Source organism: Streptomyces sp. NPDC047079, from assembly GCF_040643755.1.
Taxonomy (GTDB): Bacteria; Actinomycetota; Actinomycetes; order Streptomycetales; family Streptomycetaceae; genus Streptomyces.
The window spans coordinates 204362-230245 of sequence record NZ_JBEYUZ010000001.1 but is presented as its reverse complement, the minus strand read 5'-3'; the positions used below and the strand labels follow the sequence as shown (position 1 = coordinate 230245).

Genomic DNA, 25884 nt, shown 5'->3' with positions numbered 1-25884 from the left:
CCCTGTGCGCCACCAGCCCAGGGGGTCGTCCCTCAGGGGGCCGGGGCCGCCCTTCCCCGGCCCCACGCCGCCTCAGCCGGTGGCCGTCACCCCCCGGCCGGCAGCGCGTCGCGGCAGGGCCGTGGGCCACTTGGCCAGCAGCGCCGTCGCCGCGTACCAGGCGACCGCGCCCGCGACGACCGCGCACCAGCCGCCGGCCTTGCCGAGCGCGTCGTTGCCGGCGAAGCGGGAGACGGCGAGCAGCACCATCGAGACACAGAGCAGACCGTAGGCGGCCTGGTCCAGGACGTCGCCGGCCGCTCCGAGCGCCAGGGTCAGGGCGACGAGGGCGAACAGCAGGAGGAAGAGCCCTGCGGCATTGTCGGACATCCGGCCACCGGCGGAGACGGCCCAGGTGAACCAGAGGGCACCGAGCGCCGAGAAGGCCGTACCCGTGGCGGTGGCGCGGTCGCGGAAGGCGAGCAGGCCGACGAGGAACAGGGCAACGCCGCCCACGTAGTGGGCCAGTGACACGGCGTCGGCCGTCGTCACACCGTCGATCACCTTGGTGGTTCCGAGACCGAAGGCCAACAGCGTGATGCCCAGAGCGAGTCGGCCGACGATCGAGGTGGTGCTTCCCGCAGAGACGTCGTTGTCCACGGCGGGCTCCCTTCTTGTCCTGCACGTACGGTCGTGCGGTGACCGATATATGCCCTTCACAAGGGCACAAACACCTCTACGCGCGAGTAGGTTCAGGCGTCCGCGCGGAGGAAGCCGGCACTACCCACGCCTCATCTCACCTGAGCCAACGGGCAGTTGCGAAAGGACAACACCGTGGTTGCGGCGGCCGGTGCACCACTGCCACGGTCCGAGCGGGCCCGCGCGATCCGGCCGCGCGCCGGCACCGGTGCCTCTGCGATGCCACGGCGCGCGCCCGGCTGACATCGCCGGGGCGTGCGGGTCAGGGAATGACGACGACGGGGCGCCGCGCGCGCTTGGCGAGTCGGCCGGCGACCGAGCCGAAGATGCGGCCGACGATGCCGTGCGTGGAGCCCACGACGATCGCGTCCGCCTCGTACTCCCGCCCCACCTCTTCGAGTTCGTGGCAGATGTCGCCGCCGCGCTCCACCAGGATCCAGGGCACCTCGGCGAGATGGCCCGCGCAGGCCAGTTCCAGGCCGAGGACCTCCGTGCGGTGGTCCGGCACGTCGACGAAGACCGGCGGCTCGCAGCCCGCCCACACCGTGGTGGGCAGCCGGTTGGCGACATGGACGATGATCAGGCCCGAACCGGAGCGGTGGGCCATGCCGATCGCATAGGCGAGCGCGCGCTCGCTCGAGGTGGAACCGTCGAAGCCGACCACCACACCGTGCTTGAAGGCGGGGTCGCAGGACGGGCGTGACTCTTCCGCCGCCAAGGGCTCGGCCGCCGTGGGATCGGCGACGCGGCGCTTGCGGTCCGCGGGATCGAAGAATTCGTGACCGGCCATGAGTGTCTCGGCGTTGTGATCCTCGTGGGTGGGACGACACTGTGCGGCGGAGCTGTGTCCGGGAATCATCTTCCCAACCCCATACCCCCAAGGGTACGGCGGCACGCCTCCTCAGCCCAGATCCTGCGCGCTCCCCGAGTTCTCGACTCGGCTCGAACAGGGGGACCCTCATCACTGGGTTCCAGGGAGCATGCACGAGAGGACGCCCGTAACGCAATGGTTGCTGTCTCGTACAGGCGCTTTGCACAGGGTTCACCGGGGAACCGGGGCAGAGGTCCGGCTTCCGCGATATGGGCCCGGCCAGTGAGCGCCCCCTCGCCGGGCTCCGACATCCGGTGACCCGCCGGTCGCCCGCGCGTTGATCCCGGTGTCCCGCCGGTCACCCGCGCGTTGATCCCGGTGACCGATCGCCCCAGGGAGCCCACCGTGTCCGCACCCCACCCCGCACCCCACCCCGCCCCCCGGAACCGTCCCACGCCGGACACGGCGACCGTGGTGATCCGCTGGGCCTGCTTCACCTGCGCCCTGGTGCCCTTGGTCCTCGTCTGGAGCGGCACCTCGGTCGCCGGTGCGATCAGCGCCACGCTCGGCCTCTCGGCGGTCACCTGGGCCTGCCGCGCGCTGCTGCGGCAGGCCGAGCGGGGTGCGGCACGGTCGGCGAACCGGAACCGCCCAGTTTGCCCCGCCCGGTCCGGCGAGGCCGGAACAGGGGCGCATGGGGGCGGGCGGATCGGGGGAGCAAACACTCCGGTCGACTGACCGGTTTCCGCGCACGCCCCCGCTTCTTTTCGGCCAACTTCTCACACCCGTGCATCAGGGGGCCGAACGGCCCCTCACGCCCCGTTCCACCTGCACCGAAAGGGTCCCGGAGGGCTCCCGCACCCTATGGGGATTGGCCACTGAGACGAGGCGCACTTCCCTGTACGGCCCGCGAGTGCAACCCTTCGTGATCGAATGCTTCACGCCAAGTTGCCATGTCGACAATGTGCCGGATGGTGAACTGGTCACGCCGGCACAGCAGGACGCAGTAAATTCGATCATGATTGTCTTACGGCGGGGGACTCGTGCAGGACCGAGGGGAAACGTGCAGGAGCGACACAACCGAGGAGCCGCGACCACCGAGGGGGGCTTAGCAGGATGAGCCACGACTCCACTGCCACAGCGGATGCCGCGGCCCGGAAGCTGTCCGGACGACGCCGCAAGGAGATCGTCGCGGTGCTGCTGTTCAGCGGCGGCCCCATCTTCGAGAGTTCCATACCGCTTTCGGTGTTCGGGATCGACCGCCAGGACGCCGGGGTGCCGCGCTACCGACTGCTGGTGGCCGCCGGAGAAGAAGGCCCACTGCGGACCACAGGGGGCCTGGAGCTGACCGCGCCATACGGGCTGGAGGCGATCTCACGGGCGGGCACCGTCGTGGTGCCGGCCTGGCGTTCGATCACCTCACCGCCGCCGGAGGAGGCGCTCGACGCGCTGCGCCGAGCACACGAAGAGGGCGCCCGCATAGTCGGGCTGTGCACCGGCGCCTTCGTACTGGCCGCCGCCGGACTGCTGGACGGACGGCCGGCCACCACCCACTGGATGTACGCGCCGACGCTGGCCAAGCGCTATCCGTCGGTGCACGTCGATCCACGCGAGCTGTTCGTGGACGACGGCGACGTCCTGACGTCGGCCGGCACGGCGGCCGGCATCGACCTGTGCCTCCATATCGTGCGCACGGACCACGGCAACGAGGCGGCGGGCGCTCTCGCACGGCGCCTGGTGGTCCCGCCGCGCCGCAGCGGAGGCCAGGAGCGATACCTCGACAGGTCTTTACCCGAGGAGATCGGCGCCGACCCGCTCGCCGAGGTCGTCGCCTGGGCGCTGGAGCACCTCCACGAGCAGTTCGACGTGGAGACACTGGCCGCGCGCGCGTACATGAGCAGGCGGACGTTCGACCGCCGCTTCCGCTCGCTGACGGGCAGCGCGCCGCTTCAGTGGCTGATCACCCAGCGGGTGCTCCAGGCACAGCGGCTGCTGGAGACCTCCGACTACTCGGTCGACGAGGTCGCCGGGCGCTGCGGCTTCCGCTCCCCCGTCGCCCTGCGCGGGCACTTCCGGCGCCAGCTCGGCTCGTCGCCGGCGGCGTACCGGGCCGCGTACCGGGCGCGCCGCCCACAGGGCGACCGGCCGGGGGACCCGGACGGCCCCGGAGGACCCGCGGCGCCGCAGATGATGCAGGAGGCCGCCCCGGTTCCCCTGCAGACCCGCCGCACGGCGGCCGCGAGCGCGCTCGGGCACACGGCGTCCCTGTCCACGGACCACCACGGCAAGCACGTCGACCACCCGGGCAGGCACGTACCGGAGCTGTACGCGGCGAGCCGTCCGAGCCTGCCGGGACAGCGCAGCGCGCACTAGCACCGCCGCCGGTGCGACGAGAGGAAGGGCAGGATCCGTGAGGTCGTAGTACGCGTCGGCGTGGTACGTATCACGGATCCCAGCCTTGGATCGCCCCTTCGGCGTGCCCGTGGCGGCCCGCCGGGGGGCGGGCCGCGTGCCTTTCCCCCTGTACGGGCCCGCACGGCCATGCACGGGAGGTCCGCATGACCCGGGCGGGCCATAAGGTGGGACACATGAACGATCGCATGGTGTGGATCGACTGCGAGATGACCGGACTCTCGCTGTCCGACGACGCGCTCATCGAGGTGGCCGCACTGGTCACCGACTCCGAGCTGAACGTGCTCGGCGAGGGCGTGGACATCGTGATCCGGCCGCCGGACGCGGCGCTGGAGACGATGCCGGAGGTGGTGCGTCAGATGCACACCACTTCGGGACTGCTCGAGGAGCTGGCGGCCGGCACGACGCTCGCCGACGCCGAGGAGCAGGTGCTCGCGTACGTACGGGAGCACGTCAAGGAACCGGGCAAGGCGCCGCTGTGCGGCAATTCCGTCGGTACGGACCGCGGCTTCCTGGCCCGCGACATGCCGACGCTGGAGGACTATCTCCACTACCGGATCGTGGACGTCAGTTCGATCAAGGAACTGGCCCGGCGCTGGTACCCGCGGGCGTACTTCAACAGCCCCGAGAAGAACGGCAACCACCGGGCGCTGGCCGACATCCGCGAGTCCATCGCGGAGTTGCGCTACTACCGGGAGTCGATCTTCGTACCGCAGCCGGGCCCCGACTCCGACACGGCGCGCACGATCGCGGCCCGACACGTGCTGCCCGCGCAGTAGCGGCCTCGCCGGGGCCCGGACGGGCCCCGGGGAAACGCTGGCGCGAGCACCCCTTCAGACCCTGTACACTTTTTCTCGGCCGGTGCGGGAAACCGAGACAACCGGTCGTGGTGGGTGTAGCTCAGCTGGTAGAGCACCTGGTTGTGGTCCAGGATGTCGCGGGTTCAAGTCCCGTCACTCACCCTCTGTATAGGGGCCGATGACCTGCAGTAATGCAGTCATCGGCCCCTTTCGTCGCCTCGGTGGCACACCGGTCGCCACCCGGGATCTTGAGAAGAGCTCCACGGTCCCCATATGGCGAGCATCCGCAAGGGGCTGCCCTCCGCTTGAGGCCCGCCGTCACGGAAAGCCGGGCGCTTGACGGCGTCCTTTTGGTCGGCAGCGGACCTACTTCGGCAGGACCTGTCCCTGATCCGTTACGTAGTAGCTGCGCGTGCACTCCAAGAGCGCAGACTCCGACACGTTGTACGGACCGCCCGCCTGTTGATTGCAGAACTTGCTCAGGAGCTGAAACTTCTGCGCGGCGGTCACGCCGACAGGCTGGTTGTTCTGCTGCCGGCTGTTCTGCTGCTGGTCATCCAACGGCCCCTGGACCCACGGGTCTGGGGAAGAGGTGCCCGTGCCGCCGTCGGAGCCCAGGACCGCACCACCCAGGAAGAACGAAGCCAGGGCGAGAGCGACGACGCCTCCCGCCATGACCACAGGCCGCTTCCACCAGGGCCGTTCCATCGCCGCCAAGATGCGCCGGTACTCCGGGTGACCTTCGTACTCGTCCCGCCAGCCGTTCCGTTCGTGTTCCATGGCAACCCCCTCCAGCCCGACTGGCACGTAGAGCGTGCGCGACGAGTCGAGCGGCACAGAGTATGCACGAGACATGCATGGGACCTACACACACGTCCGCACTGTGATCTCGCAGGGACGCCAGGCGTGTCGCAGCCGTCCACGTTCTCGTACGACCGTGTTCGTGAGACCGACCTCAGGACGAGTCCCGCTCCACCAGTTCCGTCGGCAGGACCACCTGACGGCGTTCCAGGGTGCGTGACGCCGGTGGGCGCCGGTCCGCTATCTCCTCCAGGAGCAGGTCGATCATCGCGCGGCCCATCTCCTCGATCGGCTGGCGCACGCTCGTCAGGGGCGGATCCATGTGGCGGGCGATCGCCGAGTCGTCGAAGCCGACCAGCGCCACGTCGTCGGGGATACGGCGGCCCGCCTCGCGCAGTATCTGACGGGCTCCGGCCGCCATCACGTCCGACTCCGCGAACACCGCGTCCAGAGCGGGCCGGCGCGCCAGGAGTTCCGTCATGGCCCGACGGCCGCCCTCCTCCGTGAAGTCGCCGGGGACGATCAGGGTCTCGTCCACCGCGCGGCCCGCGTCGCGCAGCGCGTCCCGGTAGCCGTCGATGCGTCGCTGGGCGCCGTAGACGTCGAGACGTCCCGTGATCGTGGCGATCCGCGAACGCCCCCGGGCGAGCAGGTGCTCGACCGCCGAGCGGCCGCCGCCGTAGTTGTCGGAGTCCACCGACGGCAACGTCTCGCGCTCCGAGCGGGGGCCGCTGATCACCGCCGGGATCTCCAACTGGGCGAGGAGGTCGGGCAGTGGATCGTCCGCGTGCACCGAGACCAGCAGGACCCCGTCCACCCGGTGCGCCGCCAGGTACTGAGCCAGTCGGCGGCGCTCGCGGTCGTTGCCCGCGAAGATCAGCAGCAGCTGCATCTCCGTGTCCGACAGCCCGGTCCCCACGCCCTTCAGCATGTCCGAGAAGTACGGCTCGGCGAAGAAGCGGGTCTCCGGCTCGGGGACGACGAGGGCGATGGCATCCGTACGGTTGGCGGCCAGCGCCCGCGCCGCCGTGTTCGGCACATAGCCGAGTTCCGCCACCGCCGCCTCGACCGCCGCGCGCGTCGCGTCACTGACCCGGGGCGAGCCGTTGATCACCCGGGACACCGTGCCGCGGCCGACACCGGCGCGTGCGGCCACCTCTTCGAGGGTGGGCCGACCACCGCCCCGGCCCCGCGCTCCGTGGCTTGCCATGGGGCTCCGCCTCCCACCGATTTCTCACGCTGACCAGGAATCTAACAGTCTCGTCCGCCCCGTCGATCGTCCGCGGCGGGCCACCGGACCCCGCTGGACGGCCGTGGGGGTTCCGGCGGTTGCGGTTAACAGCCCGATAACCGAACGCGGTTCGGCGCGTCCGCTCCCTTGACACCCCCGCCCCGACCCACGACTCTTCAACACATCACTTGTGGGAGCGCTCCCACACTACCTGACACATACACGTCCCGCACGTTCCCCGCCCGAGCCGCAGTGAGTACGAACGGGTCCAACCAGTGCAGTTGGCCGGGGGGTCGGCACGTCAGGCAACAGGAGGACGCAATGCGCACGAGTACCCGCCGGTCCCACAGGCTGGTGGCCTTCGCGGCCGTCGCCGCGCTGGCCACGGGGCTGCTGGCCGGCTGCGCCAACGACTCGCACGACGACTCGTCGAATACGAACGGCGGTGGCGGCGGCAAGGGCAAGACCACCGTGACGATCGGCACGTTCGGCGTCTTCGGCTACAAGCAGACCGGTCTCTACGACGAGTACATGAAGCTGCACCCGGACATCACCATCAAGGAGAACGTCACCACCCGTACCGACGTCTACTGGCCGAAGGTGCTCACCCGGCTGCAGGCCGGTGCCGGTACGGACGACATCCAGGCGATCGAGATCGGCAACATCACCGAGGCCGTACAGACGCAGGCCGCCAAGTTCGTCGACCTCGGCAAGGAGGTCGACAAGTCCCAGTGGCTGGACTGGAAGCTGGCGCAGGCCACCACCAAGGACGGCAGGACGATCGGGCTCGGCACCGACATAGGCCCGATGGCCATCTGCTACCGCAAGGACCTCTTCCAGAAGTCCGGCCTGGAGACGGACCGCACCAAGCTCGCCGAGCAGTGGAAGGGCGACTGGGCCAAGTACGTCGACCTCGGCAAGCAGTACATGAAGAAGGCGCCGAAGGGCACCAAGTTCGTGGACTCGGCCGCCTCGGTCTACAACGCGGTGCTGGGCGGCGCGAGCGAGCGCAACTACGACAAGGACGGCAACGTCGTCTGGGACAAGTCCGAGGGCGTCAAGAAGGCCTGGGACGTCGCCATGACCGCGGCGACGAGCGACATGTCGGCGCAGCTGAAGCAGTTCGACCCGACCTGGGACCAGGGCTTCGCCAACGGCACCTTCGCCACCGTGGCCTGCCCGGCGTGGATGATCGGCTACATCGAGCAGAAGTCCGGTGACTCCGGCAAGGGCAAGTGGGACGTGGCGGCGGCCCCGACCGCGTCGAACTGGGGCGGCTCCTTCCTCGGCGTGCCGACGGCGAGCAAGCACCAGAAGGAGGCCATCGCCCTGGCGAAGTGGCTGACCGCGCCCGAGCAGCAGGCGAAGGTCTTCGCCAAGCAGGCCAGTTTCCCGTCGACCCCGTCGGCGTACGCGAACCTCACGCCGCAGGCCGACACCACTGCCTACTTCTCGAACGCGCCGCTCACACAGATCTTCTCCGACTCGGCCAAGACCATCCCGACGCAGCCCCTCGGCCCCAAGGACAAGCCGATCGACAGCGCGATCGCCGACATCGGCATCCTCCAGGTCGAGCAGAAGGGCAAGACCCCGGCCCAGGGCTGGGACGCGGCCACCAAGGAGATCAAGGACGTGCTCGGCCAGTGACCAGCTCCCAAGAGGCTCTCGCGCACCCCGCGTCGAGCGCCGAGGCCGCGCCCGGCAACCAGCCGGGCGCGGCCCGGGGCGCTCACGGTCGCGGTACGCCACCGGCGGGCACCGGCTCCTGGCGCAGCCGGCTGTACCGCTGGGACATGAAGGCGTCGCCGTATGTGTTCATCGCCCCCTTCTTCATCGTCTTCGGAGCCTTCTCGCTGGTTCCGCTGCTCTACACGGCCTGGTACTCGCTGCACAACGTGCAGCTGTCCGCGCTGGACCACCAGACCTGGGCGGGTCTGGACAACTACAAGAACCTGTTCTCCTCGGAGTTCTTCTGGAACGCGCTGGAGAACACCTTCTCCATCGGTGTGATCTCGACGGTGCCGCAGCTGCTCGCCGCGCTGTGGCTCGCGCATCTGCTCAACTACCGGCTGCGCGGCTCGACCGTCTGGCGGGTCGTGATGCTCACCCCCTACGCCACCTCGGTGGCCGCGGCGACGCTGGTCTTCACGCTGCTGTACTCCTGGGACGGCGGCATGATCAACTGGCTGCTGCACTTCGTCGGCGTCGACCCCGTCAACTGGCGGGAGTCGGACTGGGGTTCGCAGTTCGCGGTGTCCTCGATCGTGATCTGGCGGTGGACCGGGTACAACGCGCTGATCTACCTCGCGGCGATGCAGGCGATCCCCAGCGATCTCTACGAGTCGGCGGCCCTGGACGGCGCGGGGCGGTGGCAGCAGTTCCGCCATGTGACGGTCCCGATGCTGCGGCCGACGATCCTCTTCACGGTGATCGTCTCCACGATCGGCGCGACTCAGCTCTTCGGTGAGCCCCTGCTGTTCGGAGGGGTCAGCGGTTCCAAGGGCGGTGCCGAGCACCAGTACCAGACGCTCGGCCTGTACATGTACGACCAGGGCTGGATCATCGGCAACCTGGGCAAGGCGTCCGCGATCGCCTGGTCGATGTTCCTGATCCTGCTGGTGGTGGCAGCGGTCAACATGCTGCTCTCGCGAAGGCTGAGGAACTCCCGATGACAACCAGTGAACTGACCCTTCCTCAGGCGCCCGACGAGGCGGCGGCCACGGCGCGGGGCGGCCGGCGCCTTGGGCGGCCCCGGGTCATGGGCGCGGGCAAGCAACTGGACGCGGGCCCGGTCACGTATGCCGTCCTGACCGTCTTCGCGCTGGTCTCGCTGGCGCCGCTGGTGTGGACGGCGATCGCGGCCTCCCGCACCGACCGGCGGCTCGCCGAGACGCCCCCGCCGCTGTGGTTCGGCGGGAACCTTTTCAAGAACCTCCAGGCGGCCTGGGACCAGGCCGGACTCGGCACCGCGATGTTCAACTCCACGCTCGTCGCGACCACGATCACCGTCAGTACGGTGCTGTTCTCCACGCTCGCCGGGTTCGCGTTCGCCAAGCTGCGGTTCCGGTTCTCCGGCGCGCTGCTGCTGCTGACCATCGGCACGATGATGATCCCGCCGCAGCTGGCCGTCGTACCGCTGTATCTGTGGATGTCCGACCTCGGCTGGTCGAACCAGTTGCAGACCGTCGTCCTGCCGATGCTGGTGACCGCCTTCGGTACGTTCTTCATGCGGCAGTACCTGGTGCAGGCGCTGCCCACCGAGCTGATCGAGGCGGCACGCGTGGACGGCGCGAGCAGCGCGCGGATCGTGTGGCACGTGGTCTTCCCCGCGGCGCGGCCCGCGATGGCCGTGCTCGGTCTGCTGACCTTCGTGTTCGCCTGGAACGACTTTCTGTGGCCGATCATCGCCCTCAACCAGCAGAACCCGACCGTGCAGGTCGCGCTCAACTCGCTGGGCACCGGCTATGTCCCAGACCAGGCGGTGATCATGGCCGGCGCCCTGCTCGGCACGCTGCCGCTGCTGATCGCCTTCCTGCTGTTCGGGAAGCAGATCGTGGGCGGGATCATGCAGGGCGCGATCAAGGGCTGATCTTCCGCGCCTCCGACTCCGCTCGCGCGGGGGGCGCCCACCCCGCCCGCTCCGCTCGTGGCGGTGAGTCCCCTTGCGGCCCCTGTCGTCCGGGGGCCGGGTCACCGCCGCCCCGGCCCCTTCACCCCTCCCCTCACCCCTCCTCCGCCACCACCGTCGGTCTCCCCGACCATCAATCGGAGCGCTTCCATGCCTGAGTCCGCAACGCCCGTGATCTTTCCTCCCGCCTTCCTCTGGGGCGCGGCGACGTCCGCGTACCAGATCGAGGGGGCGGTACGGGAGGACGGCCGCACCCCCTCCATCTGGGACACCTTCAGCCATACGCCGGGCAGGACGGCCGACGGCGACACCGGTGACATCGCCGTCGACCACTACCACCGCTACCGCGAGGACGTCGCGCTCATGGCCGAGCTGGGCCTGACGGCGTACCGCTTCTCGGTCTCGTGGTCGCGGGTGCAGCCGATGGGCCGGGGCCCCGCGGTCCAGCGGGGCCTGGACTTCTACCGCCGCCTGGTCGACGAACTGCTCGCCCACGGCATCAAGCCCGCGATCACCCTCTACCACTGGGACCTGCCGCAGGAGCTGGAGGACGCGGGCGGCTGGCCCGAGCGGGACGTCGCGTACCGGTTCGCCGACTACGCGCGGATCGTGGGCGAGGCACTCGGCGACCGTGTCGAGCAGTGGATCACCCTGAACGAGCCGTGGTGCAGCGCGTTCCTGGGCTACGGCTCCGGGGTGCACGCCCCGGGCCGTACGGACGCGGCGGCGTCACTGCGCGCGGCCCACCATCTGAATCTGGCCCATGGCCTCGGGACCTCCGCGCTGCGTTCCGTGATGCCGTCCCGCAACACGGTCGCGGTGAGCCTGAACTCGTCCGTTGTGCGTACGGTGTCGCAGGACCCGGCGGACCTGGCGGCGGGCCGGAAGATCGACGACCTGGCGAACGGTGTCTTCCACGGCCCGATGCTGCACGGGGCGTACCCGGAGACGCTGCTCGCGGCGACGTCCTCGGTCACGGACTGGTCGCAGGTGCGGGACGGCGACCTGGCGGTCATCAACCAGCCGCTGGACGCCCTCGGTCTCAACTACTACACACCGGCGCTCGTGTCCGCGGCCGGGGAGGGGAGCGCGAGCGGCGCGCGAGCGGACGGTCACGGCACGAGCCCGTACTCGCCCTGGCCGGGAGCGGACGAGGTGGCCTTCCATCAGACGCCGGGCGAGCGCACGGAGATGGGCTGGACGATCGACCCGAGCGGTCTGCACGAGCTGATCATGCGGTACACGCGGGAGGCACCGGGGCTGCCGCTGTACGTGACGGAGAACGGCGCGGCGTACGACGACAAGCCGGACCCGGACGGCAGCGTCCACGACCCGGAGCGGATCGCCTATCTGCACGCGCATCTGTCGGCGGTCCGGCGCGCCCTCGCGGACGGCGCCGATGTGCGCGGCTACTACCTGTGGTCCCTGATGGACAACTTCGAGTGGGCGTACGGCTATGGGAAGCGGTTCGGGGCGGTGTACGTGGACTACGCGACGCTGGCCCGCACCCCCAAGTCCAGCGCGCACTGGTACGGCCGGGCGGCCCGGACGGGAACGCTGCCGCCGGTGACCGCCTGACCGGCCGGGGGCGCGGCACGGGAGGGAGGTGCCGCGCCCCCGGGCGGGCGGCGCGTTCAGCTCTGGGCGGCGAACGCCTTGGCGAAGGCGAACGGGTCCTGGGTGATCGAGCTGCACGTCGCGTCCGCGGTGGGCTTGGCGCCGCCGGGGCACTGCTTGTCACGGGCGGCCGACCACATCGACAGCCACCCCAGGCCCTTGGACTTCGCGAAGTTCACCAGCTGGGTGGCGTCGTCGACCCTGAAGACCTCGGACGAGACGTCGTTGACCCCGATCATCGGGGTGACGGCGACCGTCTTCCAGGCGGCGCCGTCGGACAGGCCGAGGACGCTCTTGATCTGCGCCTGGGTGGCGGTGGCGGCCTGCTCGGCGTAGGTGCCCATGTCGCCGCTGTAGGCGGGGCCGTAGTCCATCGCCATGATGTTGACGGCGGAGATCTTCACGCCGTTCGACTTCGCGTCGGCCAGCAGGTTCACCCCGTCCTGGGTCAGGCCCTCGGGCATGACCGGGAGGGTGAACGAGACGTCCAGGCCGGGGTGCTGCTGCTGGAGCTTGGCGATGGCCTGCGCGCGGCGCGTGTTCGCCGCCGTGTTCGGCAGCGCGCCGCCCTCGACGTCGAAGTCGACCTTGGTGAGCCGGTAGGCGTCCACGGCCTTCCCGTACGCCGCCGCGAGGGCGTCGGCGGAGGAGCATGTGGTCGCCAGTTCCGAACCCGAGGCGCCGCCGAAGGAGACGCGCACGTCACCGCCCTTGGCGCGCAGGTCACCGATCTGCGCGGCCACCGCGTCGCTGCCGATGGCCGTGACACCGCCCCACTTGGGCGTGCAGCCGCCGCCGTCGGTGACGAAGGCGAGGTTGTAGTTCTTGACGCCCGTCGCGTTCGCGGAGGCGAGCATGTCGAAGGCCGGGTAGAGGGAAGTGTCGACGTACGGGGCGAAACCGGCGCCGGTGGTCGTGCCGCTGCCCGTGGTCTGGGACGGGGGCGGGGTGGCCGGCGCGGTCGGGGTCGGGGTCGGCTTGGCGGTCGCCGTCGCGGTGGACGGCGGCGTCGACGTCGGTGCCGGTGTCGTGGACCGGGTGGGACGGCCGCTCGGCTCCGGTGTCGCACCGTCGTCGGCCGAACATGTGGCTCCGTCGATGAGACAGCCCGTCGGATCGCCCGATCCGTTCACCACGAAGCCCACGGTCACCGACTCGCCCGCGGCGAGTCCGTCCTTGTCCCAGGACGGCGGCCGCACGGTGACGTGCTGTCCGCTCACCGTCGGTGTGCCGTTCCACAGGGAGCTGAGCTTCGCCCCGGAGGGCAGGTCGAACCGCAGCGTCCAGTCGTCCCCGGCCTGACCGCTGTCGTTCGTGACGACGTACTGCGCGGTGTACCCCGTCGACCAGTCGCTGGTCTTCGTGTACACGGCGCCGACCCCGGCGGCGTGCGCGGTGCCGGTGATCAGGATCGCTCCGCCGCCGACGACGGAGGCGGTGACAAGGCCGCCGATCACCTTGTTGCGGCCGCTGATCCTGCGCCGGTGGGTAACTCTCATCGCGTGCCTGCCTTCACTGCTCACGGGGGTGGGTGAGGCAGCACGCTAGCGAGCCGGAATCGGGCAAACCGCTTGTTGCGGGCGGTGGTTGAGGATCTTAGGGTGCGCTTAAGGGAGGGATCGGGGACGGTTAAAGGCAGAGACCGATCTTCTGCCGGGCCGCCGTCTCCTCACCGCCCCGCGGTGCCCCCGCCGCACCGGGGCCCGGCCGTCCAGCTGGAACCAGATCCGCACCTCCGTGCCGCCCAGCACCGAAGAGCCGATCCGTACGTCGCCGCCGGTCGACTCCGCGAGCCGGCGCACGATGTCCAGGCCGAGGCCCGTCGAGCCGTCGCTGCCCGAGCCGCGGCCGCGGGCCATCGCCGCTTCCGGGTCGGCTATGCCCGGCCCGGCGTCCGAGACGAGCACGATCACCGCGTCCTCGCCGTTGTGCACGTCGACCGCGAACGCCGTGCCCTCCGCGGTGTGCCGGAAGACGTTTCCGAGCAGCGCGTCGAGCGCTGCCGCGAGGTCGGCGCGGGCGACGGGTATCCGTACGGGACGGTCGACCCCGGCCACCCGCCACTTACGGCCCTCGTCCTCGGCGAGCGCCGACCAGAACCCCATCCGCTCGCGGACCACTTCGGCTGCGTCACACCCGGCGCCCGGGCCCGGTGCAGCGGTCTGCGGCTTGGCCTCCCGGGCGGTGCGGATGATCGTGTCGACCTCTCGCTCCAGCTGGGCCACGGCCGTCCGCGTCTGCTCGGCGGCCGGCCCCTCGCCGAGCGAGGCCGCGTTCAGCCGCAGCACGGTCAGCGGGGTGCGCAGCCGGTGGGACAGGTCCGCCGCCAGCTCCCGCTCGTTCGCCAGCAGCTGGACGACCTGGTCGGCCATCGAGTTGAACGCGACCGCCGCCAGGCGCAGTTCGGTCGGCCCTGCCTCCGGGACGCGTGCCCCGAGCTTTCCCTCCCCCAGCTCGTGCGCGCCCTCCACCAGACGCTGCGCGGGCTGCACCATCCGCACACCGAGCCGGTCGGCGACCGCCACCGAGCCGATGATCAGTGCGACGCCGACCCCGGCGAGCACCGCCCAGGCCGTGCCGACGCCGTTGGTCACCTCGGACTCCGGCACGTACACCTCGACCACGGCGATCGCACCGGAGCTGAGCGCGGTGGGCTGGAGCAGCGTGAAGCCACCCGGGACCTCCGTGGTGGAAGCCCGCCCCAGCCGGCGTGTCATCTCGATGTCGTCCCCGGGGGCGCGCCGAAGGCCGATGTCGGCCGCCTTCGTGCCGTCGCCCGCCGGTATGTGCACCGCGATCCCGTCGCCGGAGCCCGCCGAGGCCACGACCCGCTCCAGCTCTTCCCGGTCGGTGGTGATGGAGAGCGCGGGCGCGATCGCGGCGGCCTCCCGCTCCGCGTTCGAGAAGGCCCGGTCGCGGGCCATCTCCTTGATGACCAGCCCGAGCGGGACCGCGAAGGCGACCACCACCATCGTGGTCACCGCCACGCACACCTTGACCAGTGCCCATCTCATGGCAGTGGCTCCGTCCTCGGTGGTTCCAGCTTCACGCCGACGCCCCTGAGGGTGTGCAGATAGCGGGGCCTGGCCGCGGTCTCGCCGAGCTTGCGCCTGAGCCAGGAGAGGTGGACGTCGATGGTCTGGTCGTCCCCGTAGGACTGCTGCCACACCTCGGCGAGCAGCTCGCGGCGCGGGACGACCACACCGGGCCGGCCGGCGAGGAACGCGAGCAGGTCGAACTCACGGCGAGTCAGGTCGAGTCGGCTTCCGTCGAGTTCGGCGTGGCGGCGCAGGGGGTCGATGGCGAGGCCGCCGACCCGGATGACCGACGGCGGGGCGGCGTCCGCGGCGACCGCGCGAGAGCGGCGCAGCACGGCCGCGATCCGTGCCGACAGGTGCTCGACCGAGAACGGCTTGGTCAGATAGTCGTCCGCGCCCGCGTTGAGCAGGCGGACGATCTCCGTCTCGTCGTCCCGCGCGGTGGCGATGATCACCGGTACGTCCGTGATGCCGCGCAGCATCTTCAGCGCCTCGGCCCCGTCCAGATCGGGCAGTCCCAGGTCCAGGATCACGACGTCGAAGGAGAGGTGGGCGACCTCGCGCAGCGCCTCCAGCGCGGTGCCGACGCTGCGCACGGTGTGCCCGGCGTCGGTCAGGTGCCTGATGAGCGCCGAGCGTACGAACTGGTCGTCCTCCACCACGAGAACACTTGCCATGGGCGGCACCGTACGCCATACGGGGGAGCCCGGCCGGGGCCTGTGGACAACTCCCGTGCGCCAACGGGACAAACGGAACTGTGTGCGACCCGTGAGACACGCACGAGGCGTGTGAGGCACTATGGCCGGGATGCTCAGAGGACTCGTACACGTACTGGCCTGGGCGCTCGCCACGAGCGCGGCGGTCACGCTGTCGTGGTGGGGTGTCCACACGGTCATGGCGGGGACCGCCTACGACCCGCCGCGCGCCCTGCCCATCACGGCGGGCGGCGCCACGGCGAAGGGAACGGGGGCGCCGCTGACGTCCTCGACGGAGCGGCCCGAGGCGTCGGCGAGTCCCCGTGACACGCCGGCGCCGAGCCCGAAACCGACCCCGCCGAAGCCGGCCGCCACGCGTCCCGGCCCCTCCCTGACCGCGACCGCGCCCTCGCCCTCCGCGCCCTCCTCGAGCCGGGTGAAGAGCTACGACACCGCCGGCGGGCGCGCGGTCTTCGACCTCGGGCAGACCTCCGCGGCGCTGGTGTCGGCCACGCCCGGGGCGGGCTGGTCGATGCAGGTGTTCAAGACGGAGACATGGATCCGGGTGGAGTTCAGCTCGGGTGCCGACCGGGTGTCGGTCTTCTGCACCTGGCACGACGGCCCGCCCCGCGTGGAGATCGTGAACTACTAGTAGTGCTGCTCCCTTCTCGGTCCCTCCAGCGCCGGCGCCCCCGGACCGATCACCCAAGCCGGTAGCACGCACTGCGGCGGCGCAGTGGTGCACTGTGGCGCCACTGCACCGCGGTCATGCATGCACGGGGGCAGGACCTATCGACGGCGTGCTCGTGTGGTGCCGATCCCTGCTCCGACGACCAGCAGTACGGGCAGCGGTGCCAGCCACGCCTCCTTGACGGAGGCACCCGTCAGGGTCGTCACCACGCCGATCAACACGTAGACGGCGAGGAACGCTGCCACCAGGTTCCCAACACCCCTAGCCGTCCGAACCACCGGCGCGCCACGGAACCTGCGGGCCGGTCGTCGGTGGTCAGCGGAACACCGAGGGCGGCGGCGCCGGTGACGCCACCGCCGCCGCGTCCGTGACCGCCGTGGCGCCGCCGGTGAAGTCGGCCAGTGCCCTGCCGTGCTCCACGCGCGCGGGATGCGGGTCCGAGGCGGCGCGGCGGGTCAGTTCGGCGACCGGCAGCGGATGGGCGGAGGCGACCAGTACGGCGTTGCCGAAGCGCTTGCCGCGCAGGACGGCCGGGTCGGCGACCAGCGCGAGTTCGGGGAAGACGGCCGCCGCCGTCGAGATCTGGCCACGCAGATGGGCCAGCGGCGGGCCGTCGGCGAGGTTGGCCGCGTAGAGGCCGCCGTCCTTCAGCGCCCTGCGGACCTCGACGAGGAACTCGACCGAGGTGAGGTGCGCCGGGGTGCGCGCCCCGCTGAACACGTCCACGATGACCAGGTCCGCCCAGCCGTCCGGCACCTTCGCGAGTCCTTCGCGGGCGTCCGTGGAACGCACCCTGACACGGGCGTTCGGGTCCAACGGCAGGGCCCGGCGGACGAGTTGGACGAGTGCCGCGTCGCGCTCGACGATCTGCTGGGTGGAGCGGGGACGGGTGGCGGCCGTGTAGCGGGCGAGGGTGAACGCGCCCCCGCCGAGGTGCACGGCCTGCACGGGACGGCCGGGCGGGACGGCCAGGTCGATGACGTGGCCGAGGCGGCGCTGGTACTCGAAGGCGAGGTGGGCCGGGTCGTCGAGGTCGACGTGCGACTGCGGGGCGCCGTCGACGAGGAGGGTCCAGGCACGCGGCCGGTCCCGGTCGGGTACGAGCTGGGCGAGGCCGCCGTCGACCGCCTCGACGACGGCCTCGGCGGCCTGTCCGCGCCGCGCGTTCCGTGACCTCCCCATCCCGCCATTATCGGGGCAACGACAGGGGGCGGCCGCTCGGGGCCGGTGGGCCCCGCGGCGTGATGCCGGGGTGTCCGCGAGCGCTTACCGACAGTTGTCCGCGGCCTCGATCAGCCGTGCCGCCTCGCCGAGCGCCTCGCGCAGCACCGCCGGGTCCGTGGCCGGCTCCGCGTCGCCGGGCGGGAGCAGCCAGGCGGTGCCCTCGGCCTGGGACTGCGCGGCGACGAGGCTCAGGCCTCTTCCCTCGGTCTGCGTGCAGGTGCTGCCCGGGACGTCCCACCCGTCAGCCGTGCCCGGCGGGACCAGGAAGCCGAGGGTGTCGCAGCCGTCGTCGTGCAGGACGGGACCGACGCGGTCGCCCGCGCCGCGGCGGAGGATGTCGACCGCCTCCAGGCCCTGCCGGGTCGGGACGGTCACGAGGTCGGGTGCTCGGTGCGGCAGCGCGCCGCACTCCGGCTTCGGCATGTGCCGCGCGGTCGACGACTGCGTCAGGAACTCGGTGCTCTGCCTGGTCTGCATCCCGGCCTCCAACGGAACCCCTCCTCGACGGTGAGTTGGGTCGGGAGTTCGGGCGGCTCCCGGTCCACAGCGTTCAACGCGGCGGAACGTCAACGGCAACGGCACAACACCGCCGTTAAGGATGGCAGTTCATGGCAGATCGCGCATGAGATATCCGGTTTGTAGCCAAACCGTGCATGGCAACACCCGCGAGGAAGGTACTTTCTTGCACCGCCGGACACACGGAGCCAACTGGCACCACACGGACAAGCCATCCTGAATCCGGCATGGTTCGACGGTTCGTAAGAGAGGGCCCGGCCATGAGCTCGTCCCAGTCCCCCCGGCCACCGCGGCCGAATCTCGCCTTCCGGCAACTGCGCGGACAGCGCTCGCCGGGCGAGTTCGCCGCGGCGGTGCGGCGCGCCGCACGCGAGATCGGCGAGCGAGTCAGCTGTGACGCGCGTTACATCGGTCGGGTGGAGGCTGGTGAGATCCGCTGCCCCAACTACGCCTACGAACGGGTGTTCCTGCACATGTTCCCCGGTCGCACGCTCGCGGACCTGGGATTCGCACCCCGCTCTTCGGTACGCGGCCGGGGGGCGCGCTCCGGCGACGAGGCGCCCCCCACGTACGCCGGTCGCTACTCCCATGCCCCCGGTGAGACCCCGAGGGCATGTGAGACGTATGACATGCGGGACACCCGAGCCATCCACGAGACACGCGAGTCGTGCGGCACACGCCCGGGCGACGAAGAGAACCACGAGGAGAGCGACGTGCAGCGTCGCGCATTCATGACCGGGGGCACCGCCACCGTGGCGGCCGCCTCCCTGGGCCCGTTCGGGCTCCCCTCCGGCGGCTCGGCAGCGGCCGCCGAACGCCCCGTCCACCGTGCGGGCACATCCGAGGCGGGCGCACTCGAGGAGGCCGTACGCAGAATCCGACTGCTCGACGACCGGCACGGCGCGGACGGCCTCTACCGGCGCGCGGCGGCCCCCCTGCGGACCGCGTACGCGCTGCTCGACGCGGGCACGACCCGGCAGGCGGTCACGGAGCGGCTGTACGCGGGCGCGGGTGAACTGGCCATCTCGGTCGGCTGGCTGGCCCACGACTCGGGACGTTTCGACGACGCCCGCTCGCACTACGCGGAGGCGTTGGCCACGGCTCGGATGTCCGGGGACCCCGCCCTGGAGGCGCACGCCTTCTGCAACACGGCGTTCCTCGCACGCGACGCGGGCCGGCCGCGGGAGGCCGTACGGGCGGCACAGGCGGCCCAGCGCGCCGCCCGGCCGCTCGGCTCGGACCGCCTGATGTCGCTGCTCGCGCTGCGGGAGGCGGGCGGCTGGGCGGGGCTCGCCGACCGGGCGGGCTGCGAGCAGGCGCTGGCCCGGGCGCAGGCCCTGTTCGAGCGGGGGACGTCGGACGCGGACCCCGAGTGGATGACCTTCTACGGAGAGGCCGAACTCGAGGGTCTCGAGGCACAGTGCTGGTCGACGCTGGGCGACTGGCCGCGCGCGGCCCGGCACGCCCGGCGCGCCGCGCACCTTCAGGACCCGCACTTCACCCGGAACATCGCCCTGTACACCGCGGAGCTGGCCGACGACCTGGCCCGCGGCGGCCGCCCCGACGAGGCGGCCCAAGCGGGACTGCGCGTACTGGACCTCCTGGACCAGGTCCAGTCGTCCAGGATCCTGACCATGCTGGCGGGCACGGCGAGAGTCCTGCTGCCGCACCGGCGGGCATCGGGTGTGTCGGCATTCCTCGACCGGCACGCGAGCCTGCCGCGCATGGCCTGAAACGACGACCGCATCGGCCCGGCATGGCCGCATCCCGGGTCCGCGCGGCCGAATCCCAGGTCTGGACGGCCGAATCCAGGGTCCGCACGAGTGAACGCCAGGTCCGCGCGGCCAGACCCCCAGGTTCGCGCGGGCGCATTCGCAGGCCCGCGCGGACCAGCCGTGGGACGCGCTAGACCGTCAGATGGCCGCGGTCGTTCCAGGACTCGATCGCCGGCTCCCCGTACGCCCACCCCAGCACCGACAACGACGTGGGGTTGAGCCGGATCCGCGCGGCGAAGTCCAGCGGCAGGCCCAGCCAGCGCGCCCCTATGGAACGCAGGATGTGGCCGTGCGCGAAGACCAGGACATCACGGTCCGCCGCGCGGGCCCAGGCGACTACCTCGTCCGCGCGCGCACGGACTTCCGACAGGCTCTCCCCCTCCGGGACACCGTCGCGCCAGATCAGCCAGCCCGGCCGGATCGCCTGGATCTCGGCCGGCGTCATCCCCTCGTACGCCCCGTAGTCCCACTCCATCAGCGTGTCCCAGGCGCTCGCCCGCTCGCCGAACCCGGCCAGCTCGCACGTCTCACGCGCGCGTGCCAGCGGACTCGTGCGCACCTCGACCGCGGGCAGGCCGTCGAACGGCGCCCGGTGCAGCCGCTCGCCCAGGAGCTTGGCGCCCCGTCGCCCCTCCTCCAGGAGCGGCACATCGGTCCTGCCGGTGTGCTTGCCGGACAGCGACCATTCCGTCTGTCCGTGCCGGGCCAGCAGGATGCGCGGTGCCATGAGGGACCTTTCCGGGAGAAATCAACAGAGGGTTACTCCATCATCTCCCACCCGCGCCCGGGCAACCCGGGGGGCGATCCCTGCGTCTTTGAGGGCCGGGGCGCCCCAAGGGGGCGCACGCGGACGCCGTACGGTGGCACGACCGGCCCGCCGGGAGGCGCCGCGGACAAGGGGGAGGGCGAATCGGATGCCGCAGGCCGAGACATCAGGCACCGGGGAGGCTCACCCGGCCCGGCTGCGCTGGTGGACCGAACTGCCCCTGATCCTCCTGGTGTACGCCTCGTACTCCGCCGGCCGGCTCCTCGCCCGGGGTGACGTCTCCGACGCCGTCGACCACGGCCTGGCGATCCTGCGTCTGGAGAAGCTGCTCCACATCAACGCCGAGCACCCGCTGAACCGGCTGTTCACCCGTGAGGCGTGGCTCGGCGTTCCGGCCGACTTCTGGTACGCCTCGCTGCACTACCTGGTGACCCCGGCGATCCTGGTGTGGGTCTTCCGACGCCGCGCGGAGCACTACCGGGCGGCCCGCACCTGGCTGATGACCTCCACGTTCATCGGCCTGATCGGCTTCACACTGCTGCCCACCTGCCCGCCCCGGCTGCTCTCCGCCGGTCACGGCTTCGTCGACAGCATGGCCCAGTACAGCTCGTACGGCTGGTGGGGCGGCGAGGCGAGCGCACCACGGGGCCTTGGCGGCATGACGAACCAGTACGCGGCGATGCCGAGCCTGCACGTGGGCTGGGCGCTGTGGTGCGGGGTGATGCTCTGGCGCCACGGCCGCACCCGCTGGGCGAAGGCGGTGGCCGTCGGCTATCCGCTGCTGACGGCCCTCGTGGTGATGGGCACGGCGAACCACTACTTCCTCGACGCGGTCGCGGGTGTCGCCGTCATGGGAGTCGGCCTGGTGTCGGCCCGGCCGCTGATGGGGGCGGTGGACGCGGTCAGTGCCCGGCTGCGGGCGCGGTCCGCCCCGGTCACGGTCGCCCCGCAGACCACAGGTTCCCCGATTGTCAGTGCCGGATGCCAGACTTCGACGGGTGAGCGAATTCCCCGACAGCGCATCTCCCGCACCGGGCCGGGAGCCGAGCCGGGTGCCTCTCCCGCGGACGCGGGGGACGGCGCTACGGCAGCGACTCGCTGAGCTGCGCGGCCCGTCCGTACCGCCCAAGGCACTCGACGCGCGCGCCCTCGCCGCACTCGCCGCGAACCCGGGGTGCAGACGGCGTGCGCTTCTGGACGGCGCGGGGGTGGACAAGGCGGCGCTGGCGGGCGCGCTCGGCTCGCCGTCGGCGTTCGGGCAGTCGCAGTTCGCCTTCATGCGGGGCAACGCCTTCGAGGCCCGGGTCAAGGCGGACGGCGGCGCGGAGCTGCTCCGGCTGGTGCACGAGAAGCTGGACCCGACCGCCGCGGAGCCGGACGAGGCCCTCGTCCCCGACCTTGCCGCCGTCGGCCCGGAGGGCCGCGCCGCCCGTACGGCGCTGGCGCTGCGCGAGGCCACCCAGGCGCTCACCTGGGCCCTCCTCGACCATCCGATGCTCGCCCTGGACGTGGCGGGCTCCCCCGCGTTCCTGGAACCGGACGCGGTGGTCGTCCACCCCGACGGCAGCTGGACCGTCGTGGAGATCAAGTCGTTCCCGATGCTCGACGGCTCGGCGGACCCGGCGAAGGTCGGGGCCGCGGCCCGCCAGGCCGCGGTCTATGTGCTGGCCCTCGAGGAGGTCGCCGCCCGCCTCGGCGCGGGGGCTCAGGAACGCGACGGCACCCCTGCGGCCGTGGTGCGCCACCGGATTCTGCTGGTCTGTCCCAAGGATTTCTCCAACCTGCCCGCGGCCTCCCCCGTCGACATCCGCAAGCAGCGTGCGGTCACCCGACGGCAGCTGGCCCGCCTCACACGGATCGAGGAGATCGCGGACGCCCTCCCGGAGGGTGCGTGCTTCGCGCCCGAGCTTCCCCCGAATGAGCTGGCGGCCGCCGTCGAGTCGGTTCCCGCGACCTACGCTCCCGAGTGCCTGGCCGCCTGCGAAATGGCCTTCCACTGCCGTGCCCGTTCCCGCGCCGAGGGCGCGGTGACGTCCTACGGGCGGTCGCTGCGTGCCGAGCTCGGCGGCCTGGGGACGGTGGACGACGTCCTGGCCGCCGCCCATGGGGCCGCCGGGGACGCGGACGACCCGGCGGTGGCGGCGCTGCGCCGGGCTGCACGGCTGCGCGCGGAGGCGCTCGCCACCCGGGAGGGCTCCGCATGTCACTGATCGCCACCCTCGCCCGCCTGGAGGCCGTGCGGTCCGGGCGGGCCCAGCCCGCCGCCACCGTCCGGCACCGGCATCTGTCCGAGCGGCCCCTCGTCCTCGTGCCGCTCACCACCGCCGGCGAGGCCGGGGCACCGCTCGGCGCGCTCGTCGGCACCGACCGGGACACGCCCCGGCTGCTCGTCGTGCCCCAGCCGCGCGACCGCGACCTCAGATTCGCGTTCCTCGCCGCCCTCGCCGACATCGTCCTGCCCTATGTCGAGGGGTACGCCGAAGCGGTCGAGGCCGCCGAGCGCACCGAGACCGACCCCGAGACGGGCAAGCGGGTCAAGGTGGAGGTCGAGCTGTGCGCGGACGCCCCGCAGCTGATCGTGCCGAGCCGGGCGGGTATCGACTTCGTACGGCTCCTGGGGCGCTCCATGCGGTTCCGCCGCACCGCCGAGCAGGACCCCGAGACCCCGCACCCGGCGCCCCCGCGGGTGCCGCTCCTCGGCCGGTGGCTCACCCACTTCGGGGAGCGCGCCCGGGTGCCCGGCTCCTCCCTGCTGCTTGCCGCCACGGAGGTGCTGGCACGGCACTGGACGACCGGGCAGTCGAGCCTGGAGGACCAGCACCTGGGCGCGCTGCTCGCCTGGATCGACCCGCCGGAGGGCACCTCGGGCGCCAAGGCGGCGCTGCGGGCCGAACTGGCGCGGGACGCGGACGGCCAGTTGCTGTGCCCGCCGGCCGGACCCGCCACGGACCCGGCCTTCGACAACAAGCTGCTCGCCCCCGCCATCGAGCGCTACGACCGCGCGCGGGCCCGCCTCGCCGCCGCGCAGGACGGCGTCGAGGCGGACGACCGGTTCGCTGAACTGACCCCCGTCGAGCGGGAGATCCAGGAGCTGGTGGAGAGCCGTACGCGTCCGACGTGGGATGCCGTGTGGCGCGGGATCGATCTGCTGCGGGCGCTGCCGGAGGGCGCGCATGTCGCGGAGCGGTGGACCCGGGACCGCTGGTCGTTCACCGGCCACCGGGACCGGGTGGCCGCCGGCGAGCCGCCCCAGCCGCGCCGCGACGACGCGGTCACCGCGGCGAACAAGCTCGCCACGCGCGAGCGCGAACAGGCCCGGCTGGACGCCCAGGAGGCCCTCGACGACCCGCTGGTGATGGCCGGGCGGCGGCTGGCCGGGGAGGCGTTCGCGGGCGAGGTCACGGATGTCGTGATGGCGTACAGCGAGGGCAAGCGTCCGAGCCCCCGCCCGCTGGTGACCGTACGGACCGAGGACCGGCCGCATCTCGGGGAGCGCGCGAAGGTGTACCGGTCGCTGGGCGGAAAGCCGCAGGCGGCCGAGTTCGCCGGATACGAGGGACAGGGCGACGAGGGACATGACGGTGGCGGCGTGGGGGGCGGCCTCGTGGTCCTGCGCATCGTCGACAAGATGGGCCGCGGCAGGGAGCCGGAGGCCGGTTCCGTGCCGGAGAAGGGCGACCGCGTCTGCTTCACGCTGTTCGAGCACGAGCAGCGCGGCGGGGCGAAGCTGCCCGAGCCGGAGGAAACACCCTGGACCCATGGCGGGCCGCCGGGCGAGGCCGATGCGCTGCCCCGGCAGGACCCGGTGACCGAGGAGGACGTGCTGTGACCGTTTCCGCCCGGCCGGGCAGGGCCTTCGATCCCGGGACCGCGGCAGCCCGGGCCACCGAGGCGATCCTGCACGACACGCTGCACGGCGCGCATCGGGGCGTCGTCGTCGACTCGCCGCCGGGCGCCGGGAAGTCGACGCTCGTCGTCCGGGCCGCGCTCGAACTCGCGTCCGCAGGGCGCCCGCTGATGGTCATCGCGCAGACCAACGCGCAAGTGGACGACCTGGTGCTGCGGCTGGCGGAGAAGGAACCCGGCCTCCCGGTCGGGCGGCTGCACAGCAACGATCCGGACCCCTACGACAAGGCCCTCGACGACCTGCCGAACGTCCGCAAGTCGACGAAGGCGAAAGATCTGGCGGGACTGGACGTCGTCATCTCGACCGCGGCCAAGTGGGCCCACGTCAAGGACGTCGAACCCTGGCGGCACGCGATCGTCGACGAGGCGTACCAGATGCGCTCGGACGCGCTGCTGGCGGTGGCGGGTCTGTTCGAACGTGCTTTGTTCGTGGGCGATCCCGGTCAGCTGGACCCGTTCGCGATCGTGGGCGCGGAGCAGTGGGCGGGCCTGTCGTACGACCCGTCGGCGTCGGCCGTGACCACGCTTCTGGCCCACAACCCCGAGCTGCCGCAGCACCGGCTGCCGGTGTCGTGGCGGCTGCCCGCGTCGGCGGCGCCGCTGGTGTCGCACGCGTTCTATCCGTACACGCCGTTCCGCAGCGGCACCGGGCACGGCGACCGCAGGCTTTCGTTCGGTGTGCCCTCGGACGGTTCGGGCCCCGACCGGGTGATCGACGAGGCGGCGGAGACGGGCTGGGGACTCCTCGAACTGCCCGCCCGGCACACCCCGCGTACGGACCCGGAGGCGGTCCGGGCGGTCGCGGCGGTGGTGCGGCGGCTGCTGGACCGGGGCGGAGCGGCGGTCTCGGAGCGCGCCGAGGAGCCGGTGCCGCTGACCGCGGACCGGATCGCCGTCGGCACGGCGCACCGCGACCAGGCGGCGGCGGTGCGCGCCGCGCTGGCGGACCTCGGGGTGACGGACGTGACGGTGGACACGGCCAACCGGCTCCAGGGCCGGGAGTTCGACGTGACGGTGGTGCTGCATCCGCTGTCGGGAAGACCGGACGCGACGGCGTTCCACCTCGAGACCGGGCGGCTGTGCGTGCTGGCCTCACGGCATCGGCACGCGTGCATCGTGGTGTGCCGGGCGGGGGTGACGGAACTGCTGGACGACCACCCCTCGACCGAGCCGGTGCAGCTGGGGGTGACGGTGAAGTTCCCGGACGGCTGGGAGGCGAACCACGCGGTGCTGGCACATCTGTCCGAGCACCGGGTGCCGTGGCGGCCGTGACGGAGGGGAAGACGGCGACCGCC

General features: G+C 71.8%; 24 protein-coding genes and 1 tRNA gene. 14 read left to right on the top strand and 11 right to left on the bottom strand.

The window, feature by feature from the left end; genetic code table 11:
- Window positions 1-72 precede the first annotated feature (72 nt).
- Both ABZ823_RS01005 and ABZ823_RS01000 read right to left on the bottom strand, forming a co-directional pair.
- Window positions 73-639, bottom strand: coding sequence for a GPR1/FUN34/YaaH family transporter (locus ABZ823_RS01005; RefSeq protein ID WP_361652277.1), 567 nt, complete (start codon window positions 637-639; stop codon window positions 73-75).
- A 301-nt stretch (window positions 640-940) separates the two neighbouring features.
- Entirely contained in the window at window positions 941-1468 is a 528-nt protein-coding gene (locus ABZ823_RS01000; protein WP_361652275.1) for a universal stress protein, read from the bottom strand.
- Between the two features lie 426 nt (window positions 1469-1894).
- Between ABZ823_RS01000 and ABZ823_RS00995 the strand changes: the two genes are divergently transcribed.
- From ABZ823_RS00995 to ABZ823_RS00980, 4 genes are all read left to right on the top strand, one after another.
- Window positions 1895-2227 (top strand): hypothetical protein, encoded by a 333-nt coding sequence (locus ABZ823_RS00995; protein ID WP_361652270.1) that lies wholly within the window; start codon window positions 1895-1897, stop codon window positions 2225-2227.
- A 378-nt stretch (window positions 2228-2605) separates the two neighbouring features.
- Window positions 2606-3862 carry a helix-turn-helix domain-containing protein gene (locus ABZ823_RS00990; RefSeq protein ID WP_361652268.1) on the top strand — a complete coding sequence of 419 codons (1257 nt, stop codon included), beginning with the start codon at window positions 2606-2608 and terminating at the stop codon, window positions 3860-3862.
- A gap of 215 nt (window positions 3863-4077) precedes the next feature.
- On the top strand, window positions 4078-4680 hold the full coding sequence (gene orn, locus ABZ823_RS00985; RefSeq protein WP_361652266.1) for an oligoribonuclease: 603 nt from the start codon (window positions 4078-4080) through the stop codon (window positions 4678-4680).
- 110 nt (window positions 4681-4790) lie between these two features.
- A tRNA-His gene (locus ABZ823_RS00980) sits at window positions 4791-4863 on the top strand.
- Between the two features lie 204 nt (window positions 4864-5067).
- On the opposite strand, the gene ABZ823_RS00975 is transcribed toward ABZ823_RS00980, so the two are convergent.
- On the bottom strand, window positions 5068-5481 hold the full coding sequence (locus tag ABZ823_RS00975; RefSeq protein WP_361652264.1) for a hypothetical protein: 414 nt from the start codon (window positions 5479-5481) through the stop codon (window positions 5068-5070).
- 175 nt (window positions 5482-5656) lie between these two features.
- Entirely contained in the window at window positions 5657-6712 is a 1056-nt protein-coding gene (locus ABZ823_RS00970; protein ID WP_361652262.1) for a LacI family DNA-binding transcriptional regulator, read from the bottom strand.
- 342 nt (window positions 6713-7054) lie between these two features.
- On the opposite strand from ABZ823_RS00970, the gene ABZ823_RS00965 reads away from it, so the two are divergent.
- From ABZ823_RS00965 to ABZ823_RS00950, 4 genes are all read left to right on the top strand, one after another.
- The gene (locus ABZ823_RS00965) at window positions 7055-8380 is read left to right on the top strand and encodes an ABC transporter substrate-binding protein (RefSeq protein WP_361652260.1); all 1326 of its coding nucleotides are present in this window, start codon (window positions 7055-7057) and stop codon (window positions 8378-8380) included.
- On the top strand, window positions 8377-9405 hold the full coding sequence (locus ABZ823_RS00960) for a sugar ABC transporter permease (protein WP_361652258.1): 1029 nt from the start codon (window positions 8377-8379) through the stop codon (window positions 9403-9405). The genes ABZ823_RS00965 and ABZ823_RS00960 overlap by 4 nt, the downstream gene beginning before the upstream one ends.
- Window positions 9402-10322 (top strand): carbohydrate ABC transporter permease, encoded by a 921-nt coding sequence (locus ABZ823_RS00955; protein ID WP_361652256.1) that lies wholly within the window; start codon window positions 9402-9404, stop codon window positions 10320-10322. The genes ABZ823_RS00960 and ABZ823_RS00955 overlap by 4 nt, the downstream gene beginning before the upstream one ends.
- Before the next feature lie 189 nt (window positions 10323-10511).
- The gene (locus ABZ823_RS00950) at window positions 10512-11939 is read left to right on the top strand and encodes a GH1 family beta-glucosidase (RefSeq protein ID WP_361652254.1); all 1428 of its coding nucleotides are present in this window, start codon (window positions 10512-10514) and stop codon (window positions 11937-11939) included.
- Between the two features lie 56 nt (window positions 11940-11995).
- Here ABZ823_RS00950 and ABZ823_RS00945 read toward each other — a convergent pair whose 3' ends face one another.
- The 3 genes from ABZ823_RS00945 to ABZ823_RS00935 form a co-directional block, all read right to left on the bottom strand.
- Window positions 11996-13477 (bottom strand): cellulose binding domain-containing protein, encoded by a 1482-nt coding sequence (locus tag ABZ823_RS00945; RefSeq protein ID WP_361652252.1) that lies wholly within the window; start codon window positions 13475-13477, stop codon window positions 11996-11998.
- 108 nt (window positions 13478-13585) lie between these two features.
- A complete protein-coding gene (locus ABZ823_RS00940) occupies window positions 13586-14992 on the bottom strand; it encodes a HAMP domain-containing sensor histidine kinase (RefSeq protein ID WP_361652250.1) in 1407 nt (468 codons plus the stop codon).
- On the bottom strand, window positions 14989-15693 hold the full coding sequence (locus ABZ823_RS00935; protein WP_361652248.1) for a response regulator transcription factor: 705 nt from the start codon (window positions 15691-15693) through the stop codon (window positions 14989-14991). The genes ABZ823_RS00940 and ABZ823_RS00935 overlap by 4 nt, the downstream gene beginning before the upstream one ends.
- 130 nt (window positions 15694-15823) lie before the next feature.
- Between ABZ823_RS00935 and ABZ823_RS00930 the strand changes: the two genes are divergently transcribed.
- Entirely contained in the window at window positions 15824-16363 is a 540-nt protein-coding gene (locus ABZ823_RS00930) for a hypothetical protein (RefSeq protein WP_361652246.1), read from the top strand.
- Between the two features lie 137 nt (window positions 16364-16500).
- Here ABZ823_RS00930 and ABZ823_RS00925 read toward each other — a convergent pair whose 3' ends face one another.
- The 3 genes from ABZ823_RS00925 to ABZ823_RS00915 all read right to left on the bottom strand — a co-directional run bounded on the left by ABZ823_RS00925 (window position 16501) and on the right by ABZ823_RS00915 (window position 18049).
- Entirely contained in the window at window positions 16501-16647 is a 147-nt protein-coding gene (locus ABZ823_RS00925) for a hypothetical protein (RefSeq protein WP_361652244.1), read from the bottom strand.
- Between the two features lie 70 nt (window positions 16648-16717).
- Entirely contained in the window at window positions 16718-17584 is an 867-nt protein-coding gene (locus tag ABZ823_RS00920; protein ID WP_361652242.1) for a fused MFS/spermidine synthase, read from the bottom strand.
- Window positions 17585-17668: 84 nt separating this feature from the next.
- A complete protein-coding gene (locus ABZ823_RS00915) occupies window positions 17669-18049 on the bottom strand; it encodes a hypothetical protein (RefSeq protein ID WP_361652825.1) in 381 nt (126 codons plus the stop codon).
- Between the two features lie 353 nt (window positions 18050-18402).
- Here ABZ823_RS00915 and ABZ823_RS00910 point away from each other — a divergent pair, with 353 nt between their 5' ends.
- Window positions 18403-19875 (top strand): hypothetical protein, encoded by a 1473-nt coding sequence (locus ABZ823_RS00910; RefSeq protein ID WP_361652240.1) that lies wholly within the window; start codon window positions 18403-18405, stop codon window positions 19873-19875.
- A gap of 172 nt (window positions 19876-20047) precedes the next feature.
- Here ABZ823_RS00910 and ABZ823_RS00905 read toward each other — a convergent pair whose 3' ends face one another.
- Window positions 20048-20644 (bottom strand): histidine phosphatase family protein, encoded by a 597-nt coding sequence (locus ABZ823_RS00905; protein WP_361652238.1) that lies wholly within the window; start codon window positions 20642-20644, stop codon window positions 20048-20050.
- Window positions 20645-20831: 187 nt separating this feature from the next.
- Between ABZ823_RS00905 and ABZ823_RS00900 the strand changes: the two genes are divergently transcribed.
- Genes ABZ823_RS00900 through ABZ823_RS00885 form a run of 4 tightly spaced genes read left to right on the top strand, consistent with a single transcriptional unit; the run spans window position 20832 to window position 25861 of the window.
- A complete protein-coding gene (locus ABZ823_RS00900; protein ID WP_361652236.1) occupies window positions 20832-21785 on the top strand; it encodes a phosphatase PAP2 family protein in 954 nt (317 codons plus the stop codon).
- The gene (locus ABZ823_RS00895; protein WP_361652234.1) at window positions 21736-22893 is read left to right on the top strand and encodes a hypothetical protein; all 1158 of its coding nucleotides are present in this window, start codon (window positions 21736-21738) and stop codon (window positions 22891-22893) included. The genes ABZ823_RS00900 and ABZ823_RS00895 overlap by 50 nt, the downstream gene beginning before the upstream one ends.
- Window positions 22884-24512 (top strand): hypothetical protein, encoded by a 1629-nt coding sequence (locus tag ABZ823_RS00890; protein WP_361652232.1) that lies wholly within the window; start codon window positions 22884-22886, stop codon window positions 24510-24512. The genes ABZ823_RS00895 and ABZ823_RS00890 overlap by 10 nt, the downstream gene beginning before the upstream one ends.
- Entirely contained in the window at window positions 24509-25861 is a 1353-nt protein-coding gene (locus tag ABZ823_RS00885) for an AAA domain-containing protein (protein WP_361652230.1), read from the top strand. The genes ABZ823_RS00890 and ABZ823_RS00885 overlap by 4 nt, the downstream gene beginning before the upstream one ends.
- Window positions 25862-25884 lie beyond the last annotated feature (23 nt).